At 73.9% G+C, this 19,372-nt stretch carries 17 protein-coding genes and 1 riboswitch; of the genes, 4 read left to right on the plus strand and 13 right to left on the minus strand.

Annotated elements, in window-relative coordinates; translation table 11 throughout:
• Window positions 1–109 precede the first annotated feature (109 nt).
• Both FHX74_RS11555 and FHX74_RS11560 read right to left on the minus strand, forming a co-directional pair.
• Window positions 110–3,316: a GH92 family glycosyl hydrolase gene (locus FHX74_RS11555; RefSeq protein WP_182560251.1), complete on the minus strand. Its 3,207-nt coding sequence runs from the start codon at window positions 3,314–3,316 to the stop codon at window positions 110–112.
• A gap of 43 nt (window positions 3,317–3,359) precedes the next feature.
• Window positions 3,360–4,592 carry a kynureninase gene (locus FHX74_RS11560; protein WP_182560253.1) on the minus strand — a complete coding sequence of 411 codons (1,233 nt, stop codon included), beginning with the start codon at window positions 4,590–4,592 and terminating at the stop codon, window positions 3,360–3,362.
• A gap of 119 nt (window positions 4,593–4,711) precedes the next feature.
• Between FHX74_RS11560 and FHX74_RS11565 the strand changes: the two genes are divergently transcribed.
• Complete coding sequence (locus tag FHX74_RS11565; RefSeq protein ID WP_182560255.1) at window positions 4,712–6,292, plus strand: LLM class flavin-dependent oxidoreductase; 1,581 nt, start codon at window positions 4,712–4,714, stop codon at window positions 6,290–6,292.
• A gap of 320 nt (window positions 6,293–6,612) precedes the next feature.
• Here FHX74_RS11565 and FHX74_RS11570 read toward each other — a convergent pair whose 3' ends face one another.
• From FHX74_RS11570 to FHX74_RS11585, 4 genes are all read right to left on the minus strand, one after another.
• The gene (locus FHX74_RS11570; protein ID WP_182560256.1) at window positions 6,613–6,807 is read right to left on the minus strand and encodes a hypothetical protein; all 195 of its coding nucleotides are present in this window, start codon (window positions 6,805–6,807) and stop codon (window positions 6,613–6,615) included.
• Window positions 6,808–6,916: 109 nt separating this feature from the next.
• Entirely contained in the window at window positions 6,917–8,971 is a 2,055-nt protein-coding gene (locus tag FHX74_RS11575) for a DEAD/DEAH box helicase (protein WP_182560257.1), read from the minus strand.
• Between the two features lie 326 nt (window positions 8,972–9,297).
• Complete coding sequence (locus FHX74_RS11580; protein ID WP_182560258.1) at window positions 9,298–10,197, minus strand: aminotransferase class IV; 900 nt, start codon at window positions 10,195–10,197, stop codon at window positions 9,298–9,300.
• Window positions 10,198–10,200: 3 nt separating this feature from the next.
• Complete coding sequence (locus FHX74_RS11585) at window positions 10,201–10,923, minus strand: sulfotransferase-like domain-containing protein (RefSeq protein WP_182560483.1); 723 nt, start codon at window positions 10,921–10,923, stop codon at window positions 10,201–10,203.
• Between the two features lie 129 nt (window positions 10,924–11,052).
• Between FHX74_RS11585 and FHX74_RS11590 the strand changes: the two genes are divergently transcribed.
• Window positions 11,053–12,006, plus strand: a complete 954-nt coding sequence (locus FHX74_RS11590) for a trypsin-like serine peptidase (RefSeq protein ID WP_182560260.1) — start codon at window positions 11,053–11,055, stop codon at window positions 12,004–12,006.
• Window positions 12,007–12,023: 17 nt separating this feature from the next.
• Here the strand turns inward: FHX74_RS11590 and FHX74_RS11595 are convergent, their stop codons facing one another.
• A complete protein-coding gene (locus tag FHX74_RS11595) occupies window positions 12,024–12,641 on the minus strand; it encodes a TIGR03086 family metal-binding protein (RefSeq protein ID WP_220483770.1) in 618 nt (205 codons plus the stop codon).
• A 99-nt stretch (window positions 12,642–12,740) separates the two neighbouring features.
• Here FHX74_RS11595 and FHX74_RS11600 point away from each other — a divergent pair, with 99 nt between their 5' ends.
• Window positions 12,741–13,694, plus strand: a complete 954-nt coding sequence (locus tag FHX74_RS11600) for a helix-turn-helix transcriptional regulator (RefSeq protein ID WP_182560261.1) — start codon at window positions 12,741–12,743, stop codon at window positions 13,692–13,694.
• Here the strand turns inward: FHX74_RS11600 and FHX74_RS11605 are convergent.
• From FHX74_RS11605 to FHX74_RS11620, 4 genes are all read right to left on the minus strand, one after another.
• Complete coding sequence (locus FHX74_RS11605) at window positions 13,685–14,275, minus strand: alpha/beta hydrolase (protein ID WP_328823778.1); 591 nt, start codon at window positions 14,273–14,275, stop codon at window positions 13,685–13,687. The genes FHX74_RS11600 and FHX74_RS11605 overlap by 10 nt on opposite strands.
• A gap of 14 nt (window positions 14,276–14,289) precedes the next feature.
• Window positions 14,290–14,565 carry a MoaD/ThiS family protein gene (locus FHX74_RS11610; protein WP_182560262.1) on the minus strand — a complete coding sequence of 92 codons (276 nt, stop codon included), beginning with the start codon at window positions 14,563–14,565 and terminating at the stop codon, window positions 14,290–14,292.
• Entirely contained in the window at window positions 14,562–15,854 is a 1,293-nt protein-coding gene (thrC, locus tag FHX74_RS11615; RefSeq protein ID WP_182560263.1) for a threonine synthase, read from the minus strand. The genes FHX74_RS11610 and thrC overlap by 4 nt, the downstream gene beginning before the upstream one ends.
• A gap of 18 nt (window positions 15,855–15,872) precedes the next feature.
• Window positions 15,873–16,008: riboswitch (SAM riboswitch) on the minus strand.
• 101 nt (window positions 16,009–16,109) lie between these two features.
• A complete protein-coding gene (locus FHX74_RS11620; protein WP_182560264.1) occupies window positions 16,110–16,904 on the minus strand; it encodes a hypothetical protein in 795 nt (264 codons plus the stop codon).
• 94 nt (window positions 16,905–16,998) lie between these two features.
• Here FHX74_RS11620 and FHX74_RS11625 point away from each other — a divergent pair, with 94 nt between their 5' ends.
• On the plus strand, window positions 16,999–17,469 hold the full coding sequence (locus FHX74_RS11625) for a hypothetical protein (protein WP_328823779.1): 471 nt from the start codon (window positions 16,999–17,001) through the stop codon (window positions 17,467–17,469).
• Here FHX74_RS11625 and FHX74_RS11630 read toward each other — a convergent pair.
• Window positions 17,445–18,521 carry a phosphotransferase family protein gene (locus FHX74_RS11630; RefSeq protein ID WP_182560265.1) on the minus strand — a complete coding sequence of 359 codons (1,077 nt, stop codon included), beginning with the start codon at window positions 18,519–18,521 and terminating at the stop codon, window positions 17,445–17,447. The genes FHX74_RS11625 and FHX74_RS11630 overlap by 25 nt on opposite strands.
• A 128-nt stretch (window positions 18,522–18,649) precedes the next feature.
• Window positions 18,650–19,360 carry an urease accessory protein UreD gene (locus FHX74_RS11635; RefSeq protein ID WP_182560266.1) on the minus strand — a complete coding sequence of 237 codons (711 nt, stop codon included), beginning with the start codon at window positions 19,358–19,360 and terminating at the stop codon, window positions 18,650–18,652.
• Window positions 19,361–19,372: the final 12 nt, after the last annotated feature.

Consider the following 19,372-nt stretch of genomic DNA (forward strand, 5'->3'; position numbering starts at 1 on the left):
TCGACAAGCTCAGCGCACGTGCTCCCCCCGCGCTCTGAGCCCATCCGTTCCCTGAGCCTGTCGAAGGGGACCCCGACCAGCTCAGCGCACAGGACCTTCGGCACGAGCCTCAGCGGGTGAGCAGCTCCAGCTGCGCGAGCGCACCGCCCCGCAGCGCGGTGAACCGGAACCGCTCGGCGGCGACCGGCGGGTCGAGCAGGAACGGCCGGGTCTGCCGGTCCCAGACGAACGCCTCCTCGGTCCGCTCGTCGACCGTGCGCCAGTCGTCGCCGTCGGAGGCCTCGAGCCGCCACCCGGTCACCGCGGTGTCGGTCGAGGCCGTCACGGTGTAGATCTCGACCGGCGCGCCCGCATCACCCGGCAGCACGACCGACCAGCCCGAATCGACCGCCACCGGCACGTCGCTCCGGTCGGCGACCAGGGCCGCCGTCTCGCCGGGCAGCGTCGCGCCCCGGGTCAGGTCGCGCCAGGGGCGCGGTCGCTCACCGGCCGGGGTCAGCGACGGCGGCACGGCGTCGGCTCCGGTGCCCCACGCCCCGGGCTCGGTGCCGAGGTCGACCTCGATCCGGGCGCCCCGCCGGAGCCGGGCGATGTCGATCGAGGTCTGGGCCCAGCTCTCGCCGTCCACCCGCACCGCGTGGACGTAGCAGGCCGCCGGGTCGTCGCGGTGCGCCTCGATCACCAGCTCCGCGCCGTCCTCGAGGGTGATCACGGTGCGGTCGAACCGCGGCGCGGTGATCACGTAGCGCCCCGACCCCGGGACCAACGGATAGAGACCCAGGGCGGCGAAGACCCACCAGGCCGACATCTCGCCGTTGTCCTCGTCGCCCGGGTAGCCCTGCCCGAGCTCGGAACCGAGGAACAACCGGTCGACGCACTCGCGCAGCACCCGCTGCGCCTTGGCCGGCGCCTGCGCGTACAGGTACATGAACGGGATGTGGTGCGCCGGCTGGTTGGAGAGCCCGAGCATCCCCATCCGTACGTTGCGGGCCTCGGTCATCTCGTGGATGGCGTGCCCGTAACTGCCCTTGAACCGGGGGCTGCCGGTCTCGGGCTCGGCGAAGAACTCGTCGAGGGCGGTCTCGAGTCCCGCGCGGCCGCCGAACAACGCGGCCAGCCCCTCGCCGTCGTGCGGCACGGTGAACCGCATCCCCCAGGCGTTGGTCTCGGTGTAGTCGCCGCCCCACTCGCGCGGGTCGAACGCGTCGGCGCTGAACCGGAAGCCGCCGTCGGGACGGACCCCGGCGAAGAACCGGGTGGCCGGGTCGAAGTGGTTCGCGTAGTGCCGGGCGCGACCGTCGAAGTAGACCGCGCAGGCGGCCAGCTCGGCGGCCCGCGGGTGGTCCGGCTCGCGCTCGAGCAGCGCCGACGCGAGCCGGCTCACGCCGTAGTCGTTGAGCGCGTTGTCCATCGACCAGGACAGGCCCTCGTCGGTGTCGGTGTCGGTGACCCCGGTGAACACGCCGACGTCGAGGCCCTTGCGGCCGACGTGCGGGTCGGTGGCCGGCACGGTCGCGTTGCGGAGCGCGGAGTCGAAGGCATCCCACAGGTCGAAACCGTCGACCCCGGCGGCGAGGACGTCGGCGAAGACGATGTCGGAGCTGGTCCCCACCATGCAGTCGCAGTAGCCGGGGGCCGACCAGCGCGGCGTCCACCCGGAGTCGCGGTAGTGCTGGACGAACCCGTCGGCCAGCGCGGCGGTGCGGGTGGGCGCCAGCAGCGCGAGCAGCGGCCAGGCGGTCCGGTAGGTGTCCCAGAAGCCGTTGTTCACCGCGATCTCGCCGTCCATGATCACCGCGCCGGTGTGCTCGGTGGTGTGCGCGGATCGCAACGGGGACAGGAAACTGGCGTACTGCGGCCGCGGTGCGTCGGCGCTGCCGGTGTTCTCGGCGGCGTCGTTGGGATAGCTGAAGAGGCGGTAGAGGTTGGAGTAGAGGCTGGTCTGCTGGTCCTCGGTGGCCCCCTCGACCCGCACCCGGCCGAGCAGTGCGTCCCAGGCCTGCTTCGACCGGTCCGCGACGGTGTCGAAGCCGGCCTCGCCGACCTCGAGCTCGACGTTGCGCCGGGCCTGGTCGACGGACACGAACGAGGTGCCGAGGGCGATCGTCACGGTGCCGCTGCTCGGTCGCACCCAGCAGCCCATGCCGGGACGGTCGGAGCCGGGGAACCGGCCGTGCTCACTGACCGGCCCGTCGGTCCGGGCCCAGACGAACATCCGCAATTGCTCCTCGCCGCGCGCCCACGGCCCGTCGGTCCAGCCGGTCAGCACCCCGCGGCCCTGCGCGTCGGTGTCCCAGCTCAGCTCGCCGTGGTCGTCGATGCCGTCGGCGATCACCGTGGCCCCGTCGGGCTGCCGCAGCCGCAGCACCAGGACGTGACTGGTGGTGGTCAGCTCGGCGGTGCTGCCGTCGGTGAACGCCACCCGGTAGAGGTGCGGGTGCGCGGTCTCGTCGGCGTGCCGGAACGTCCGGGCCCGGGCCCCCCGGTCGAGCGCGGGCTCGGCCCCGCCGGGGGCGAGCTGGACGACGCTGCGGTCGGCCATCCACGGGCTGGCGATGTGGCTGACCGCGAACCCCTGCAGCGCGGACAGCCCGGGGGCGACGTCGTGCTCGCTCCACGCGTACGGCCAGCGGTTGGTGCCGGCGTCGGTGACCGGGATCGCGAACGCGGCCCCGTGCGGGACGGTGGTCAGCGGAGCGTTGTTGCCGCGGGAGAAGCGGCCGCTGGCGTGGGTGCCGCGGGTGGTCAGCACCCACTCGGCGGGGCTGCGCTCCGGAGCCGGCGCGGCGACCTCGACGGCGAGCCCGTCGATCCAGCCGACCGCCGGGCGGTCGTCGGACGCGGACAGCGCCGGGTCGAGGACGACCTCGGCGGCGACCACCCGTCGCCCGGCCAGCGCGGTCAGGTCGACCCGCTTGAGCGTCCACTGGTCGGCGCAGACGGTCTTGGACGCGGTCTGCGCGCCGATCTCGGCGACCACGCCGTGGTGGTCGGCCAGACCGTGCTCGGACAGCCGGCTCCCGTCGTCGAGGACCAGGTCGACGGCGACCGCGGTGGCACCCCAGCCGCCGTGCGGGTCGCGGTCGTTCCCGCCGAACTCGGCGTAGACGGCGTACTGCAGGGTGCTCCGCGGCTCGATCGTCACGTCGAGCGCGGTCAGCGGCTCCCGCAGCGGGGCCCCGTCCGCCTGACCGGCCGGGTCGGACCCGAGCGCGTACCGCCACGGGGTCGCCGTGAACAGCCCCGACCGGGGCCGTGCGCTGAGCGGGGCCTCCGGCCCGTCGTCGACCGTCACCGACATCGTGTAACCGGGCACGGTCGGCCACGCTAGTCCACCCGCTGGAGGAAGTCCCCGACGGTCAGACCCGGTCGAGCTCCTCGACCACCACCTCGATCGCCCGGGCGACCTCGGCGAAGCGCGTGGTCAGCGGCGAGAGCCCGAGCCGGATGCCGTCCGGGCGCCGGAAGTCCGGGATCACCCCGCGCGCCCACAGGCGCGGGGTCAGCTCCTCGAAGCCGGTGCGGCTGATCGTCAGGTGGCCACCGCGATGATCATGGTCGCGCGGCGAGCCGAGCCGGACGCCGCGAGGCACCAGCAGCTCGTCGATCATGCTCAGGGCGAAGTCGGTCAGCGCCAGCGACTTGGTGCGGACCGCCTCGATGCCCGCCTCGGCGACGTCACCGATCCCCAGCCGGAGCGGCACCATCGCGAGGATCGGCGGAGTGCCGGTGACGAAGCCGCGGATCCCGGCGGCCGGCCGGTAGCCCGGGCCCATCACGAAGGGCTCCGCGTGCCCCATCCAGCCCTGCAGCGGCTGCCGGGCGTGATCATGGTGGCGCGCGGCCACGTAGCCGAAGGCGGGGGCACCCGGACCGCCGTTGAGGTACTTGTAGCCGCAGCCGACCGCGAAGTCGACCTCCCAGGCGTCGAGCATGATCGGGACCGAGCCGACCGAGTGGCTGCAGTCCCAGAGCACCGGGGCGCCGGCGTCGTGGGCGACAGCGGTGATCGCCGCCGCCTCGGCCAGGTAGCCGGAGCGGTAGGCGACGTGGCTGGCCAGCACCAGCGCGGTCCGCTCCCCGACCACCTCGGCGACGAGCTCGGGCGTGACCCCGAGCTCCGGGTCGGTCTCGATCCAGCGGAGGACCCGGCCGGTCTCCGCGGCGATCCCCTCGAGCAGGTAGCGGTCGGTCGGGAAGTTGTGGGCGTCGAGCACGATCTCGTCGCGCTCCGGCCCGCTCAGCGACAGCGCGGCGCGGGCCAGCTTGTAGATCAGCACCGAGGTCGAGTCGGCGATGATCGTCTGCCCGGCGGCCGCACCGAGCGCCGCAGCGGCCAGCTCGTCACCGACCAGCAGCGGCCAGTCCATCCACGGCTCGTCACCCTCGCTCCAGCCCCGGATCAGCCGGTCGGCCCAGGGCCCGCGGACGAAGGCGTCGAGCGCAGCCGGCAGGTCGCGGGGCGGGCGGCCGAGCGAGTTGCCGTCGAGGTAGGCCACCAGGTCGTCGCCAGCGGGGACGAAGCGTCCCGGCCAGTGGCCCAGCGGGTCCGCGGCGTCGAGATCGGCGGCGGTCGCGGCGAAGTCGGTCACCGCTGCAGGGTAGGCAGTCGCGCTCCTCGGCGGGTGAGCGCGGGTGAGCGCGGGTGTGGGGGCGGGTGGGGCGTCAGGGGTGACCTCGGGACGCGGAGCGGGCCTGCCAGACTGCGGCGATGGCCGACCCGCTCCCCGATCCGGCCCTGCTCGTCCTGATCGGGGCGTCCGGGTCGGGCAAGACCACCTGGGCCCGTGCGCACTACCGCGAGGTCGAGATCGTCGGTTCCGACGCGCTGCGGGCGGTCGTGGGCAGCGGCGAGAACGACCTCGACGCCACCCGGGACGCCTTCGACCTGCTCGACCGGATCGTCGAGGCCCGGCTCCGTCGCGGGCTCACGGTGGTGGTCGACACCCTGGGAACCGACCGGGCTCGGCGCCGCCGCTGGCGCGAGACCGCGGAGGCGGCCGGGCTGCCCGCGGTCGCGGTGCTGTTCGACACTCCGGCGGCGCTCTGCCGGTCCCGGAACCGCGAGCGCGCCCGGCCGGTACCGGCTGCCGTGCTCGCCGCGCAGCTCCGCGGCCTGCGCGAGACGGTCGCCGAGCTCGACGACGAGCCCTGGGCCCGGGTCGAGTCCGTGGCGCCGCCGGCGGAGCCCGCGACCCCGCCCGCCGACCCGACGGCCGGGGTGGCCGCCGCGGCACGGCCACGGTCGGGCACCGGGCCGAGCGGGACGGCGGCCGCGGCGCCAGTCAGCGCCCAGGCGGTGAGCGGCCGTTCGGACGGCACGCCGGTCGCGTCGGCGGCGAGCCTGGAGGTCGTCCTGCAGCTGTCGCGCTTTCCCTGGGGCGAGGACCCGGTGCGGTGGCTGACCGGGATCGCTCGCGAGGCCGACCGGGTCGGGATCACCGGGATCGCGCTGATGGATCACCTGATCCAGATCCCGCAGGTCGGCCGGGTCTGGGAGCCGATCCCCGAGCCGTGGGTCACGCTGGGTCTGCTGGCCGGGCTCGACACCTCCCTGCGGCTCGGCACGCTGGTCTCGCCGGTCACCTTCCGTCCGCCCGGGGTCACCGCCAAGGCGGCCGCCACGCTGGACGCCCTGAGTGACGGACGCGCCTTCCTCGGCTTGGGTGCCGGCTGGTGGGACCGCGAGCACGCCGGTTTCGGGCTGCCCTTCCCTCCGGCGCGGGAGCGGCTCGACGCGCTCGAGAGCGGGATCGAGCTGATCCGCGCGCTGTGGTCGCCGGGAACCAAGCCGCACCGCAGCGGCCGGGTCGACCTGCCCGAGACGGTCAGCTATCCGCGACCGGTCGGACGCCTGCCGATCGTGGTCGGTGGCTCGGGCGAACGCCGGACCCTGCAGATCGCCGCCCGGCTCGGCGACGCCTGCAACCTGCCGAGCGATCCTGACCTGCTCGCGTACAAGATCGCGATCCTCCGCGATCACTGTGTGGTCGCCGGACGTGACCCGGCGGACGTCGCGATCACCGTGCTCGACCTCCCGGTCGTTGGGACCGACCGCGAGGACGCTGCCCACCGGGTGGAACGGCTCCGTGGCCGGACGCCCGCGACCACCTTCGCCGCCCGCCACCACGCGGGGACACCGGAACAGACGGCCGAGCGCTACCGGAGGCTGGCCGACCTGGGCGTCAGCACGGTGTTCTGCGCGCTGCCGGACCTCGTCGAGCCCGGCGATCTCGACCGGCTCGCCGCGGTGGTGGAGGCGCTGCGCGGCACGCAGGGTCAGCCCGCTTGACCGTGCGCTGAGCCTGCGGAAGCGCAGGAGCCGCGCACCCTCGCTCCAAGCCCTTCGACAGGCTCAGGGCACCGTTGGACCCGAGCGCTGAGCTTGTCGAAGCGCAGGAGCCGCGCACCCTCGCTCCAAGCCCTTTGACGAGCTCAGGGCACCGTGAGTCCGTCCCGCACCCGCGCGCTGGGCACCGTGGGTCCGTTGCCCGATCCGTGCGCCGAGCCTGTCGAAGCGCGCGCACCCAATCGCCAGCCCTTCGACAGGCTCAGGGCGCCGTGCTGGCGTTCCCGCACCCGGCGCAGGACACCGGATCAATGGTTCAACGCTCAGGAACGACCCGCGGCGACGCGGCGACCGACCATGGTGGCGATCGCGATGGTGATCGCTCCGGTACCGACGAGGCACAGCAGGCCGCCGACGATCACCGGTGCTCTGCCCAGACCGACCGCGGTGGCGATCATCATCCAGATGACGGCGGAGAGCAGGCCGCCGACCACTCCACTGCGTACGTTCATGCTCATGCTCGTCCCCCTCCAGGATCGATGACTCGATCACTGTCGCCCGCGAGGGAGGTCCGGCGCGATGACGGACGTCACCGCTTGGCGCTGTCGATCGTCAGGCGCCTCCTGATCAGGGCAGTTGGTGGATGGACAGAGGCAGCACCGCCTGGGCGCCCACCGTGCCGAGCAGCTCGGCGGCGACGGTCGAGGTCCACCGGGACCGGATGGTGTCGTCGACCAGCAGGACCGGCCCGTCGAGCTGGATGCTGTCACGGACGCGGGTGGTGGCCAGCAGGTCCGTCACCCGGGTGATCGACGAGGCGTTCTCGGCGGGGCGTCGACCGCTGACCTCGAGCGCCTCGACCACGGGCAGCCGACCGACCCGCCCGAGGTGGTCGGCGACCGAGCGGATCAGGGTCGGATAGCGCCGCGACGGCATCGGGACGATCGCCGTCGGCCGGAACCAGGTGCGCGACCAGCGCTTGAGCACCTCGACCATGCCGTCGAGCACGGCCGGCGGCGCCTCGGCGTCCCGGCGCCAGAGGGTGGTCAACACCTCCTGCCAGGCCGGGTCGTCGGCGAACGCGAGCGCGCGCCCCTCGGTGACGACCTTCAGCTTGCCCTTGTGGCCCGGGGTCCCGGTCGGCCACAGCTTGCGGGGCTCGACCCGGACCTCCTGACCGCGGAAGAACCGCTGGGCCGCCGCCACCGTCTCCGCGGCCGGCGCGGCGCCGGGCGCGGGCAGCCGTCCGTCGCACACCGAACACCGTCCGCAGGGCTGCGGATCGGGATCGTCGAGCGCCTGCTGGAGGAACTGCATCAGGCAGCCCTCGCCGTGCGCGTAGCGACGCATGAGGTCGGCCTCGTCGGCGCGGACCTTCTTGAGCGCGTCCCACTTGGCGGTGTCGTAGAACCACTTCTTGCCGGTGGCCACCCAGGTGCTGCGTTCGCGGGCCACCACGTCGTCGACGGCCAGCAGCTTGAGCAGCCCGTCGAGCCGGGTCCGGCGGAGCCCGGTCGCGCTCTCGAGATCGGCGACCGTGCGCGGGCCGTCGCGGAGCGCGTCGAGGATCCGTTCCACCTGGTCGTCGTCGGGGATGCCCGCGGTGGCGAAGTAGTCCCAGATCCGCTCGTCGGACTCGGAGGGCACCAGCACGGCGGTGGCGTCGTCGAGCGCCCGCCCGGCCCGGCCGACCTGCTGGTAGTAGGCGACCGGCGAGGCGGGCGACCCGAGGTGCACGCAGAACGCGAGATCCGGTTTGTCGTAGCCCATGCCGAGCGCCGAGGTGGCCACCAGGGCCTTGACCTCGTTGCGTCGCAGCCGGTCCTCGAGCTCCTCGCGGTTCTCGGTCTGGCCCGAATAGGCCGCGACGTCGAGCCCCTGCTCGCGGAGGAAGCCGGCGACGCGCTCGGTCTCGGCGACCGTGAGGACGTAGACGATGCCCGAGCCCGCGAGCTGGTGCAGGGCGTCGGCGACCCAGGCGTACCGCTCGAGCGGGGTCAGCTGCGGCACGACGGCGAGCCGCAGCGAGGACCGGGCCAGCGAGCCGCGGAGGGTCAGGGTGTCGTCCCCGAACTGGCGTGCGACGTCGGCGGTGACGCGTTCGTTGGCGGTCGCGGTGGTCGCCAGCACCGGGGTGTCGTCGCCGAGCTGGAGCAGCGTGCGGGTGAGCCGCTGGTAGTCGGGACGGAAGTCGAAGCCCCAGTCGCTGACGCAGTGGGCCTCGTCGATCACCAGCAGGCCGGTCGAGCCGAGCAGCCGCGGGAGCCGGTCGGCGAAGTTGGGGTTGGCCAGCCGCTCGGGGGAGATCAGCAGGACGTCGAGCGAGCCGTCGGCGATCGAGGCGAAGACGGAGTCCCACTCGTCGAGGTTGGTGGAGTTGATGGTCGCGGCGCGGAGCCCGGCTCGCTGCGCGGCGGCGATCTGGTCACGCATCAGCGCGAGCAGCGGCGAGACCACCAGGGTCGGTCCGGCGCCGGCCGCGCGGAACGCCGCGGTGGCGCCCCAGTAGACCGCCGACTTGCCCCACCCGGTGGCCTGGACGACGAGCACCCGGCGCCGGTCGGTGACCAGGGCCTCGACCGCGGCCACCTGGTCGGCGCGCGGCGTGGCCTCGGGACCGGCCACCGCGCGGATGGTCGCCGCGAGGTGCTCGGCCGGGGTCAGGGCGGTGCTGGCTGGCATGTCCCCATCCTGCCCGGGCGGTCCGACAGGATCGGTCCCGGTGGCGCGGGGCTGTGGACGGGGCTCCGGAGTCGGTGCGGGCCGTGGACGGGCGCCGGTGCTGCCCTTCGACAGGCTCAGGGCACGTAGTGGAGGCGGCTCAGGGCACGTTGGCACGCCACTCGACAGGCTCAGGACACGTCATGGAGACGGCTCAGGGCACGTCGGGCCGCCCTTCGACAGGCTCAGGGCCCGTGGTGGAGGCGGCTCGGGACACGTGGGTGGGGGGCTCAGGGCACGTTGGTGCGCCCTTCGACAGGCTCAGGGCGCGGGGTACCCCGGGCACCTCAGACGACGACGGTGCCCTCGGTGGCGGTGAGGTCGGCGTAGGCGGCCCGGAGGCGGGCGGTGAGCGGGCCGGGGTCGCCGGCGCCGATCGGACGTCCGTCGATCTCCAGCACCGGGGTCAGGCCGCCCATGGTGCCGGTGACGAAGGCCTCGTCGGCGGTGTAGAGATCGGTCAGGCTGAAGTCGCCGACGGCGGTCGGGATGCCCTGCCGGTCGCAGAGCTCGAGCACGGTCTCGCGGGTGATCCCCTCGGGGCAGGCGCGGGTGGTCGAGGTGCGCAGCACGCCACCGGCGGCGTGGAACACGTGCGTCGCGTTGGTCTCGGCGACGAAGCCCTGGTCGTCGAGCATGATCGCGTCGTCGGCACCGGCCACGTTGGCCTCGATCTTGGCCAGGATCGAGGTCAGCAGGTTGTTGTGGTGGATCTTGGGGTCGAGCGAGTCGGCCCGGTGCCGGCGCACCGACGAGGTGACCAGGGTGATGCCGCCGGCGTCGTAGACCGGTCGCTTGAACTCGGCGAGGACGATCAGCGTCGGGCCCGCCTGGTTGAGCCGCGGGTCCATCCCGCTGGTGATCTTGACCCCACGGGTCAGGGTCAGCCGCACGTGCACCTCGTCGGTCATCGCGTTGGCGGCCAGGGTGCGTCGCAGCTCCTCGATGATCTTCGCGTCGTCGGGGATCTCGGTGAAGGCCAGCGCCTGCGCCGAGCGCCGCAGCCGGGCCAGGTGCTCGGTCAGCTTGAAGATCCGGCCACCGAACAGCCGCAACCCCTCCCAGACGGCGTCCCCGCCCTGGACCACCGAGTCGAACGGACTGACCCCTGCCTGGTCGCGGTGCACCAGGGTCCCGTTGATGTTGATCATGAGATCGGCGTTGCGCGGGTCGAACGTCTGCAGCACGGGTCAGCCTTCCGCCCGCAGCCGGTGGGCCGCGAGCCGTTCGTAAAAGGGGCGGCACTGCTCGAGCAGCGGGAGCAGCCGGTCGGGCAGCGGGTCCGAGGAGCCCGGGCTGTGGGCCGCGAACCCGGTCGAGGCCTCCACCCCGGCGTACCAGTGCGGGGCCCAGACGCCGTCGCTGTCCCGGGGGCCGGCCGGCCAGGACAGCATCGCCGGGTCGAAGGCGAGGCCGAGCGCCGCGCACAGCCGACGCAACACCCCCTCGGGTGCGGCCAGCAGGTCCGCCGCGTCGACCACCGGGCCGCCGAACCGCTCGAAGATCTCGACCTGTTGCGGCAGCCCGAGGTCGGCCAGCGTCGGCTCGTCTCGCACCTTGCTGTAGCTCACCAGCACCCGCTCGGGGTCGCGGATCAGGAACGCGTGCTGCAACCCGGCGAGCGCGCCGCGATCGACCGCGGGGAGCAGGTGGTGGGTCATGTGCTTCTGGTACTGCACCGGCGTCGCGACCGGCCCGGAGGTGATCGCCGCGACCACGCTCGGCCAGTCCTGCGGCTGGCTGGCCAGGACGTCCTCGCGACCGGGGTGGTCGAGCCCCGTCTCGGCGAGGTAGTACGCATAGAGCGGCTCGTCGACGACCGAGCAGTCGGCCCGGTTCTCGAAGCTGCGCATCAGCGCCGTGGACAGGTTGCGCGGGCCGGACCACATGGCGATCCGGACCGGCTGGCTCATCACGCGGCACAACCTACCGGGCAGCCCGCCACCGCCGGTCGGGCACGATCGCCGTCGCGCGGGGACGTCCTCGGACTGCACTCAGCCAACCGCAGCAGGATGAGACCCCTCCCGAAGGAGTTGCTGTCGATGGACGATCGTCCTCCGCGCCCGACCCGCCCGCGCTGGCCGCGGAGCGCCCGGGTGACCTGCGCCGTGCTCGCCGCCGCCGTCGTCGTCCTCGGCGCGTCGCTCTCCGCCTCGGCCGTGATGGCGAAGCGCTCGGCCGTCGCCGGGATGTCGATCGCCGGCCCGAGCACGTCCGCGACGGGCACACCGGGGCCGTCCGCGGGGCGCACCCCGGGACCGGTGCAGTCCGGCGACGTCCGCGCGAGCGCCCGACCGGTGCCGACGGTCGACGCCGAGCAGGCGATGGTCGGGCCCCTGTTCCCGAACGGCCTCAGCGGCAGCCACTCCTGCACCGGAACCGTGGTCGCCTCGAGCCAGGGGGACACGGTGCTCACCGCCGCGCACTGCATCTCGGGGTCGGCCCGCGGCTGGCTGTTCGCCCCCGGCTACGAGAAGGGCGAGACCCCGAACGGCACCTGGACGGTGACCGGCCAGTACGTGACCAGCGCCTGGATGCACGACCAGTCGGCCGACGACGACTTCGCGGTGCTGACCGTCGCGCCCCGGACGATCGACGGCCGGAGCACCACGATCGCGACGGCTGTCGGTGCCGCGCAGGTGTCGGCGACGCCGTCAGCGCGCACGCTGATCCGGGTCATCGGCTACAACGCCGGCCGTGACGACGCGGCCACCACCTGCACGGTGCCGTTGCTCCGGAGCCGGGCCGGGAACCCGACCTTCTTCTGCCACGGTTTCGTCGGTGGCAGCAGCGGCAGCCCGTGGCTGCTGGCGAACGCCGCGACCCGGACGATCGTCGGGGTGATCGGCGGCCGGCACCAGGGCGGCTGCACCGAGTACACCTCGCACTCCGCGGTGTTCGGCAGCGCGGTCACCGCCCTGGTGGAACGCGCCTCGGACGGCGGCACGCCCGACGACGTCCCCGGCGCCGGCAGCGACAACTGCCCGACGACCTGACCGCGATCGGCTCGGGGTCACGGTCGCGTGCGACCGGTCCAGTTGGCCAGCTGCTCGGTGGGTCCGGCGTCGGCCGCCGGGGTCACCGGCTCGGCGAACGGGAAGTCCTCCCGACCCTCCGCGGGCAGCGCCCGGCGCATCACGCCGAGCGCGATGCCGGCCAGCTGCGGGTCGGCCTCGCACGGCTGCCCGGTGGCGACCGCCAGGTCCCAGCCGTGCGTCAGGTGCTCGGACAGGTAGACCCCGGCCACCAGCGCGGCCGGCGCCGGCCCCCAGGGCGCCTCGACCGTCCGACCGAGCGACGCGTCGTCGGACCAGGCCCGGCGGGCAGTGGCGGTCCGCTCACGGAACGCGCCGGCGAGGTCCTCGGGCAGCGCGTCGACGTACGCCGGGACCGAGACCGGATCGCGCCCCTCCCCCACCGCCACGGTGCGGTCCGCGACGCCGTAGAGGTGGCTGAGCAGGCCCGCGACGTCGAACTCGGCACACGGGGTCGGGTGGTCGAGCTGCTCGAGGCGGACACCCTCGATCAACCCGGCCAGCCACTCCTGCGCGGCGAACAGCGGCGCGCGGAGATCGGGCAGTGCTTGCGGCGCATCGGTCATGTCGGCGGGTCGGGCGGTCTGGCTCGTCATGATCACTCCGTTCGTCGGCTCGGGCGGATCCCGTGCTCGGAGCGAGCCTGACGCTCATACCTGACATCTCGTGTCGTGTATTTCTGACAGGATCAGGAGGTGCGTGCGGACCGTTTGCTGCAGATCACCACGCTGCTCCGCGTCCACGGCCGGATGACCGCGACCGAGCTCGCCGAGCGGCTCGAGGTGACTCCGCGCACGGTGCTGCGGGACATGGAGGCGCTGTCGGCGGCCGGCGTCCCGCTCTACGCCGAACGCGGCCGGCACGGCGGGTTCGCGCTGCTACCCGGCTACCGCCCGGCGACCGAGGACCTCACGGCCGTCGAGATCCAGGCGCTGCTGCTCTCGAACACCGGCGCGATCGGCGGGATCGGGCTCGACGCACCGCTCCGCACGGCGCTCCGCAAGGTCTCGACCCGGCTCGCGCCCGACCTGGTGGACGCCGCCGAGCGAGCCGCCGAGCGGATCCTGGTCGACCAGGCCGGCTGGTTCGGCCGCGGCGACGACGCCATGCCCTGCTTCGACACGGTGCGCCGGGCCGCGCTCGGTGACCACCGGCTCCGGCTGGGATACCGGCCGCGGAACGCCACCCGCGCCAGCACGCGGACCGTCGACCCCTACGGCCTGCTCCAGGCCGGCCGGTCCTGGTATCTGATCGCCGCGCACCGCGGGCGGCCGCACACCTACCGGGTGGACCGGATCGAGCGCGCGGAGCCGCTGTACGAGCCGAGTGCCCGGCCGGCCGACCTCGACCTGGTCGCGGTCTGGGAGCGGCTGCGGGGCGAGTGGAGCCGCCCACCCGAGCTCACCGTGCGGGTCGAGGTCACCGACGGCCGGCCGAACGAGGCGTTGATCATGCTCGGCAGCGTCGGCTCGTCGGTGCCGCGGATCACCCCGGGGCCGCCGATGATCATGGAGCTCGAGGTGCTGTCGGTGCGGACGGCGGTGGCGGCGCTCGCCGGGCTCGGCACGCGGGTGCGGGTGCTCGACCCGCCCGAGCTGATCATCCGGCTGCACACGACCCTGACCGAGACCGCGGCCCTCTACGCCTGAGCGGTCCGCGGCGGCCAGACCACGGTGTCACAGAACTCCTCGACCGCCGTGGTCAGCCGGGCCAGGTTGGCCACCGAGTCGGCCAGCGGTCCCGGCACGAAGAGGCCGTGGTCGGCGCCAGGAAGCTCGCACACCAGGGGCGACAGAGCGCGCGCGACCTGGCCGTCCCAGAGCGGGTCACCGGTGCCGCCGACCAGCAGCACGGGAGCCCGGGCGGCCCGCAACGGCTCCACCACCTCCGCGGCCCGGAGCAGCGGCGTGACCAGCACCAGCGGGAGTGCGGCCTCGACCAGCAGCCGGGCGGCGCAGGTGCCGAGCGACTTGGCCACCACCAGGGTGCGGCCCGGATCGAGACCGGTCAGCACCGGTCGCACCCTGGCCTCCACCTGCGCGACCATCGTCGGCATCTCGGAGGAGGGGACGTCGTCACCCCACTCGAGCGCGACCAGCTCGGCGCCCCGGCGGACCGCGGCCATCGCCGGGAGGAAGACCTGCGGCACGTACGGACCGAACGCGCGTCCGGGCAGCACCAGGACGCGACGACCGCTCGCCGGCGGAGGGCCGGACGACGGGTCGGTCACCGCGGGAACGGCCTTCAGCCGCCGGCGACGGCGGGGATGATCGAGACCTTGGCGCCGTCGGGCACCTCGGCGGCCAACCCGCCGACGAACCGGACGTCCTCGTCGCCGACGTAGACGTTGACGAAACGCCGCAGGTCGCCGCTGTCGTCGACGATCCGACCCTTGATGCCGGGGTGGTCGTTCTCCAGCGCGTCGAGCAGCTCGGCCAGCGTGCCGCCCTCGGCGGTCACCTCGTTGGCGCCGCCGGTGTAGCTGCGCAGGATGGTGGGGATGCGGACGGAGGCGGTCATGCCTCGAGCCCCTTCCAGAAGTCGGCGAACTGCTCGTAGCTCGGCCGGATGGTGGTCTTCGGACCGACCTGGCCGGCCACGGCGTCGAGGGTCTTGAGGCCGTCGCCGGAGTTGATCATGACCGTCTCGGCGTCGGGGTCGAGGTCGCCGTCGGCGATCAGCTTGGCCACGCAGCCGAGGGTGACCCCGCCGGCGGTCTCACCGAAGATCCCCTCGGTCCGCGCCAGCCGGCGGATGTTGGCGACCACCGTCTCGTCGTCGACGTCGACGATCCGGCCACCGGTGCGGCGGGCGACGTCGAGCACGTAGGGCCCGTCGGCCGGGTTGCCGATGGCCAGGCTCTTGGCGATGGTGTCGGGCTTGACCGGCCGGACCACGTCGTAGCCGTCGCGGTAGGCCTGCGAGACCGGCGAGCAGCCGGTCGCCTGCGCGCCGAAGATCCGCACCGGCTTCTCCTCGACCAACCCGAGCTTGATCAGCTCGGTGATGCCCTTGTCGATCTTGGTCAGCTGGGAGCCAGAGGCCACCGGGACCACGATCTGGTCGGGCAGCCGCCAGCCGAGCTGCTCGGCGATCTCGAAGGCCAGCGTCTTCGAGCCCTCGGCGTAGTAGGGGCGGACGTTGACGTTGACGAACGCCCAGCCCTCCTCCTCACCGGCGATCTCGCTGGCCAGCTTGTTGACGTCGTCGTAGTTGCCCTCGATGGCGATCAGCGTGGTGTCGTAGACCGCCGAGGCGAGGATCTTCTGCTGCTCGAGGTTGCTCGGCACCAGCACCACCGAGCGGATGCCGGCGCGGGCGGCGGCCGCGGCGACGGCGTTGGCCAGGTTGCCGGTCGACGGACAGGCCAGCACCTGCAGTCCGAGCTCGCGGGCCGCGGACAGCGCGACGGCCACCACCCGGTCCTTGAACGAGTGGGTCGGGTTGCCCGAGTCGTCCTTGACGTGGAACTTGCGCAACCCGAGCTCGGCGGCCAGGTTGCCGGCGTCGACCAACCGGGTGAAACCGGGGTCGGTGGAGCGGAAGCTCGCGATGTCGGCGGGCACCGGGAGCAACGGCTGGTAGCGCCAGATGCTCTTCGGGCCGGCCTCGATCTGGGCCCGGGTGATCGTCGGGAAGTCGTAGCCCACCTCGAGCGGGCCGAAGCACTCCATGCAGGCGTAGAAGGGGCCGAGCGGGCTCTGTGCGCCACAGGCGCGACAGACGAGGTGGCTGGCGTTCCCGAACGCGCCCTCGCGGGGCGTGCCCGTGGTCGCGTGGGTCGGATCGGTGCCGATCACGGCGGTCATGAAGACTAAGTCCTTCGTTCGTCATCTGTCCCGGCCGACGTTCGGCCGAGTCGGACTTGGCACCGTGTCCGCCCGGAACGCCCCAGTCGGAGCGCTCGGCCAGCCGGTTGCCGGAGGGTCATCGGGCCGAATCCCTCGCCCCCTCTGGATGCACCTTGCGCGGGCCAGCCTACGGTCGGGCCGGCCGGACGCGCACAACGCCTTCTCGCCATCCGGGACGCGAGTCCATCATGCGAGACCAGCCCTGTCTCGGACTCAACGCTCCTCGGTCGGCGACCCGATCCGGGTGCCGACCACCGACGCCAGACCGGTGACCATGGGTTCGTCGAGGTCGACGGTCACGCTCTCCAGCCCGCGCCGGAGCGCGACCAGCGCCCGGCCGACGGCCTCCGGCTCGATCGCCACGGGGTGGCTCTCCCCCATCCAGGCCGGCACCGGACGGTCGGCGTTCTGCACGCTGACCGCCCCGAACAGCGGGTAGTCGACACCCTCGCGGGCCGCCAGCAACCGCCAGACCTGCCGCCGCGCCTCCTCCAGCGAGGTCACCGCCCGCCAGAGCGACCCGCGGCGCAGGTGCTTGGCCGCGTCACCCAGCTCCCACCAGGCCAGGAAGGCCCACTCGCGGAGGGCGTCGGGGTCGGCGCGCAACACGCTCGGCGCGAAGTCGACGGTCAACCGGCCGCTGCGGTCGAGCACGGCCACCGACCCCCGGGCCAGGCCGGGCCGAGCGGTCGCGGGCATCACGGCCAGGCTGAGCTGGCGACCGTCGGCGTACTGGATGGCGTGGTGGGTGCCGGTGCGGCCGAACGGCGTGCTCAGGTGACCGGCGACCGGGCCGAACCGGAGGGCGGCGCAGAGGGCGGCCTCGGCGGCCCGGCTGACCTCGCCGTCCGGGCTGACGCCGGCACCCGCGTCGACGTCGGAGGCCTCGTCACCCGCACCGCGACCGAGCGAGCCTGCCACCTCGAGCCACGCACACCACGAGGTCGAGGCCAGGTAGTCACGGAGCGCCCCGACCAGGGCCCACGGCCCCGTCGGCGTCCGTCCCACCGCTGCTCCCCTCCGTTCCGTCGAGCCCGTCCCCCGACCGGCTCCGCGCCGACCCGTCCGCGCGTGGCTAGCATCCGCGAAAGGAGGTCTGCCCGTGCCCGTCCCGTCGTCCGAACCGTCTGCGCCGTACGCACCGTCCGGGGTGCCGCTGCCGACCCGCGGCTGGCGGTTCCGCCGGCTGGCGAACGCCGTCAATCTCAGCACGCCGCTCGGGCTGGCGACAGCCCGGCTCGGACGGGCGGTGCCGCGCCGCGGACCGGTCGGGCTGTGGCTGGCCGAGGGGTATCGGCTGGGCTTCCCGGTCGCGTCCGCCTTCACCGTCGGCAACGTGGTGATCACCGCGCACCGGTTCGACGACCTGCTGACGGCCAACCCGCGGCTGCTGCTGCACGAACAGCGGCACAGCTGGCAGTACGTGGCCTGTGGTGGTCTGCCGATGCTGCCGCTCTACGCGCTGGCGATGGGATGGTCGTGGCTGCGGACGCGCGACCGCTGGTCGGCCAACGTCTTCGAGCGGCGAGCCGGACTGGCCGACGGCGGCTACCGGTCGCCCGCGACCGACTGATCGACCGGCTCTCCCGTGCTGATCCGGGAAGGCGGTCCGGAGCCGTCGAGGAGAGCGGCGAGCTGTCGGACCGGGTGGTCGGGAGCGGGGTCCGGACCCGGCTCGGGCCAGGAGAACAGCGCACGCAGCTGGTACGCCGTGCGGACGTAGCGGATCCGTTGGTCGAGCCGGTCGACCCGGAGCTCGGGCGCGTGGTGGAGCAGCCGGTCGAGGAACTCGGCGTGCTGGTCGAGCCCCTCCACGGCGTCCTCGGCCAGGTTGTCCGCGACCCGGGCGAGGTCGAGCCAGCCCGGGCCGAGCCGTACCCACTCGAGGTCGAGCAGCCCTCGGACCGCGGCGGTCGTGTCGTCCCACCAGACGTTGTGCAGGTGCAGGTCTCCGTGGGTGACCTCGAGGCCCGGCCGGTCGAGGTCGGGAGCCAGGTCGGGATGACCGGCCAGCCATTCGAGGGCCGCGTCGACGAGGGCGGCATCCACTCCCGGGCGGGTGCGCGCGGCGGCGGCGAGCACCCGGACCCGCGGGAGCGGCAGCGGGTTGAGGGTCGCACCGAAGACCCCGACCGGGTCGGTGCGGCGAGGCCAGGACAGCAGGCGGTCGGTGAGGTAGGCGGAGGGACGCCACCGGTGCAGCGCTCGCAACCGGGTGGCCACCGCGGCACTGGCCCGGTCGCGGGCTGCGGGGTCGAGCTCGTCCCAGACGTCGCCGAGCGAACGCCCCGGCCACCGCCGGGTGAGCGACCAGGTCAGGTCCAGGGCGTCGCGGGTGCAGCCGAAGCCGAGGACCTGCGGGACGCCGACCGAGGCGGGCGCGGCCCGACCGACCCGGGACTCGGTGATCAACCGTCCGGGGTCACCGCGCCAGCAGATCCGCAGCACACACGCGCCGCGTGCCGGGTCGTCGAACAGCCAGGTGTCGTTGGACCAGCTAGGCACCCGGACCGGCGGGCTGGTCCACCGGACCGCGGCCAGGTCGGCGATGACCGCGAGGCGCTGCTCGGCGGTGGTGGCCTCCCGCGGGTCGGGCCGGGCGGTCTCCCGGGTCGCGGTGGTCACGTCCGGCGACACTACCCGGCGCCTCGGCGCCGATCCCGGTGCTTTCCCGGGACGGCTCAGCGCTTCGACGAGCCCAGCGCGCGGAACCCGCCCACCGTGCCCTGAGCCTGTCGAAGGGCGAGCGCCGCTCAGCGGACCGGGAGCCGGTGCAGCGGCGAGGAGGCGACGTCGTCACCGATCCAGCGGATCAGGGCCCCGGCGTCGTCGAGCAGCGGGTAGGCGGTGGCGCCGGGCGGGGTCGCGGGCGCGGCCGCGCCGACCACGGTGAGCACGTCGACCACCCGGTGCGTCCCCAGCAGCCCCGGGAGCTCGCGGAGCCCCGGCACCAGGTGCTGGTCCTCACGGAGCAGCGGCACACCGGCGTGGTCGATCGCGGTCCGGCTGACCAGCCGGCCGCCGAGCTCGCCGGTCCGGCCGAGCACCGTGGTCTCGCGGACGGTGACCCGGGCCCCGGCGGCGACGTCGAGCCGCAGCGTCCGGACGACGTCGGCGCCGTCGGCGACCACGAACGGCTCGCCGGCCAGCACCAGCTCACCGCCGGCCTCGACGGTGGCGGTCACCGACCAGGCGCAGGCCCGGCCGCGACCGTGGTACGCGACCGTGCCGGCCACCTCGAACGCCTCCAGCCGGGCCCCCGCCTCGACGTGGAGGTCGAGGTGGACCTCGTCTCCGCCGAGCAGCAGCGCGGTGTTGGCGATCAGCGCGACCCGGCCCCAGCCCGGGCGCGCGTGCACCTGCTGAGCGCGGAGCGGCCCGGAGGTCAGCCGCAGCCAGGGCCTCCCGTCGGTCACGCCGGCGACCACGCCGGTCCGGCCGACCACCCCTGCCGCTGCGGACACGGTCGATGCCCG

This window comes from Microlunatus kandeliicorticis, from assembly GCF_014137855.1.
Classification (GTDB): Bacteria; Actinomycetota; Actinomycetes; order Propionibacteriales; family Propionibacteriaceae; genus Microlunatus; species Microlunatus kandeliicorticis.

Excerpts from the sequence above, each read along its gene's own strand:
- FHX74_RS11565 (WP_182560255.1), top strand. The coding sequence starts at position 4,712 with ATGGCCGACCCGCTCCCCGATCCGGCCCTGCTCGTCCTGATCGGGGCG.
- FHX74_RS11570 (WP_182560256.1), bottom strand. The coding sequence starts at position 6,807 with ATGAGCATGAACGTACGCAGTGGAGTGGTCGGCGGCCTGCTCTCCGCC.
- FHX74_RS11575 (WP_182560257.1), bottom strand. The coding sequence starts at position 8,971 with ATGCCAGCCAGCACCGCCCTGACCCCGGCCGAGCACCTCGCGGCGACC.
- FHX74_RS11585 (WP_182560483.1), bottom strand. The coding sequence starts at position 10,923 with ATGAGCCAGCCGGTCCGGATCGCCATGTGGTCCGGCCCGCGCAACCTG.
- FHX74_RS11590 (WP_182560260.1), top strand. The coding sequence starts at position 11,053 with ATGGACGATCGTCCTCCGCGCCCGACCCGCCCGCGCTGGCCGCGGAGC.
- FHX74_RS11595 (WP_220483770.1), bottom strand. The coding sequence starts at position 12,641 with ATGACGAGCCAGACCGCCCGACCCGCCGACATGACCGATGCGCCGCAA.
- FHX74_RS11610 (WP_182560262.1), bottom strand. The coding sequence starts at position 14,565 with ATGACCGCCTCCGTCCGCATCCCCACCATCCTGCGCAGCTACACCGGC.
- thrC (WP_182560263.1), bottom strand. The coding sequence starts at position 15,854 with ATGACCGCCGTGATCGGCACCGATCCGACCCACGCGACCACGGGCACG.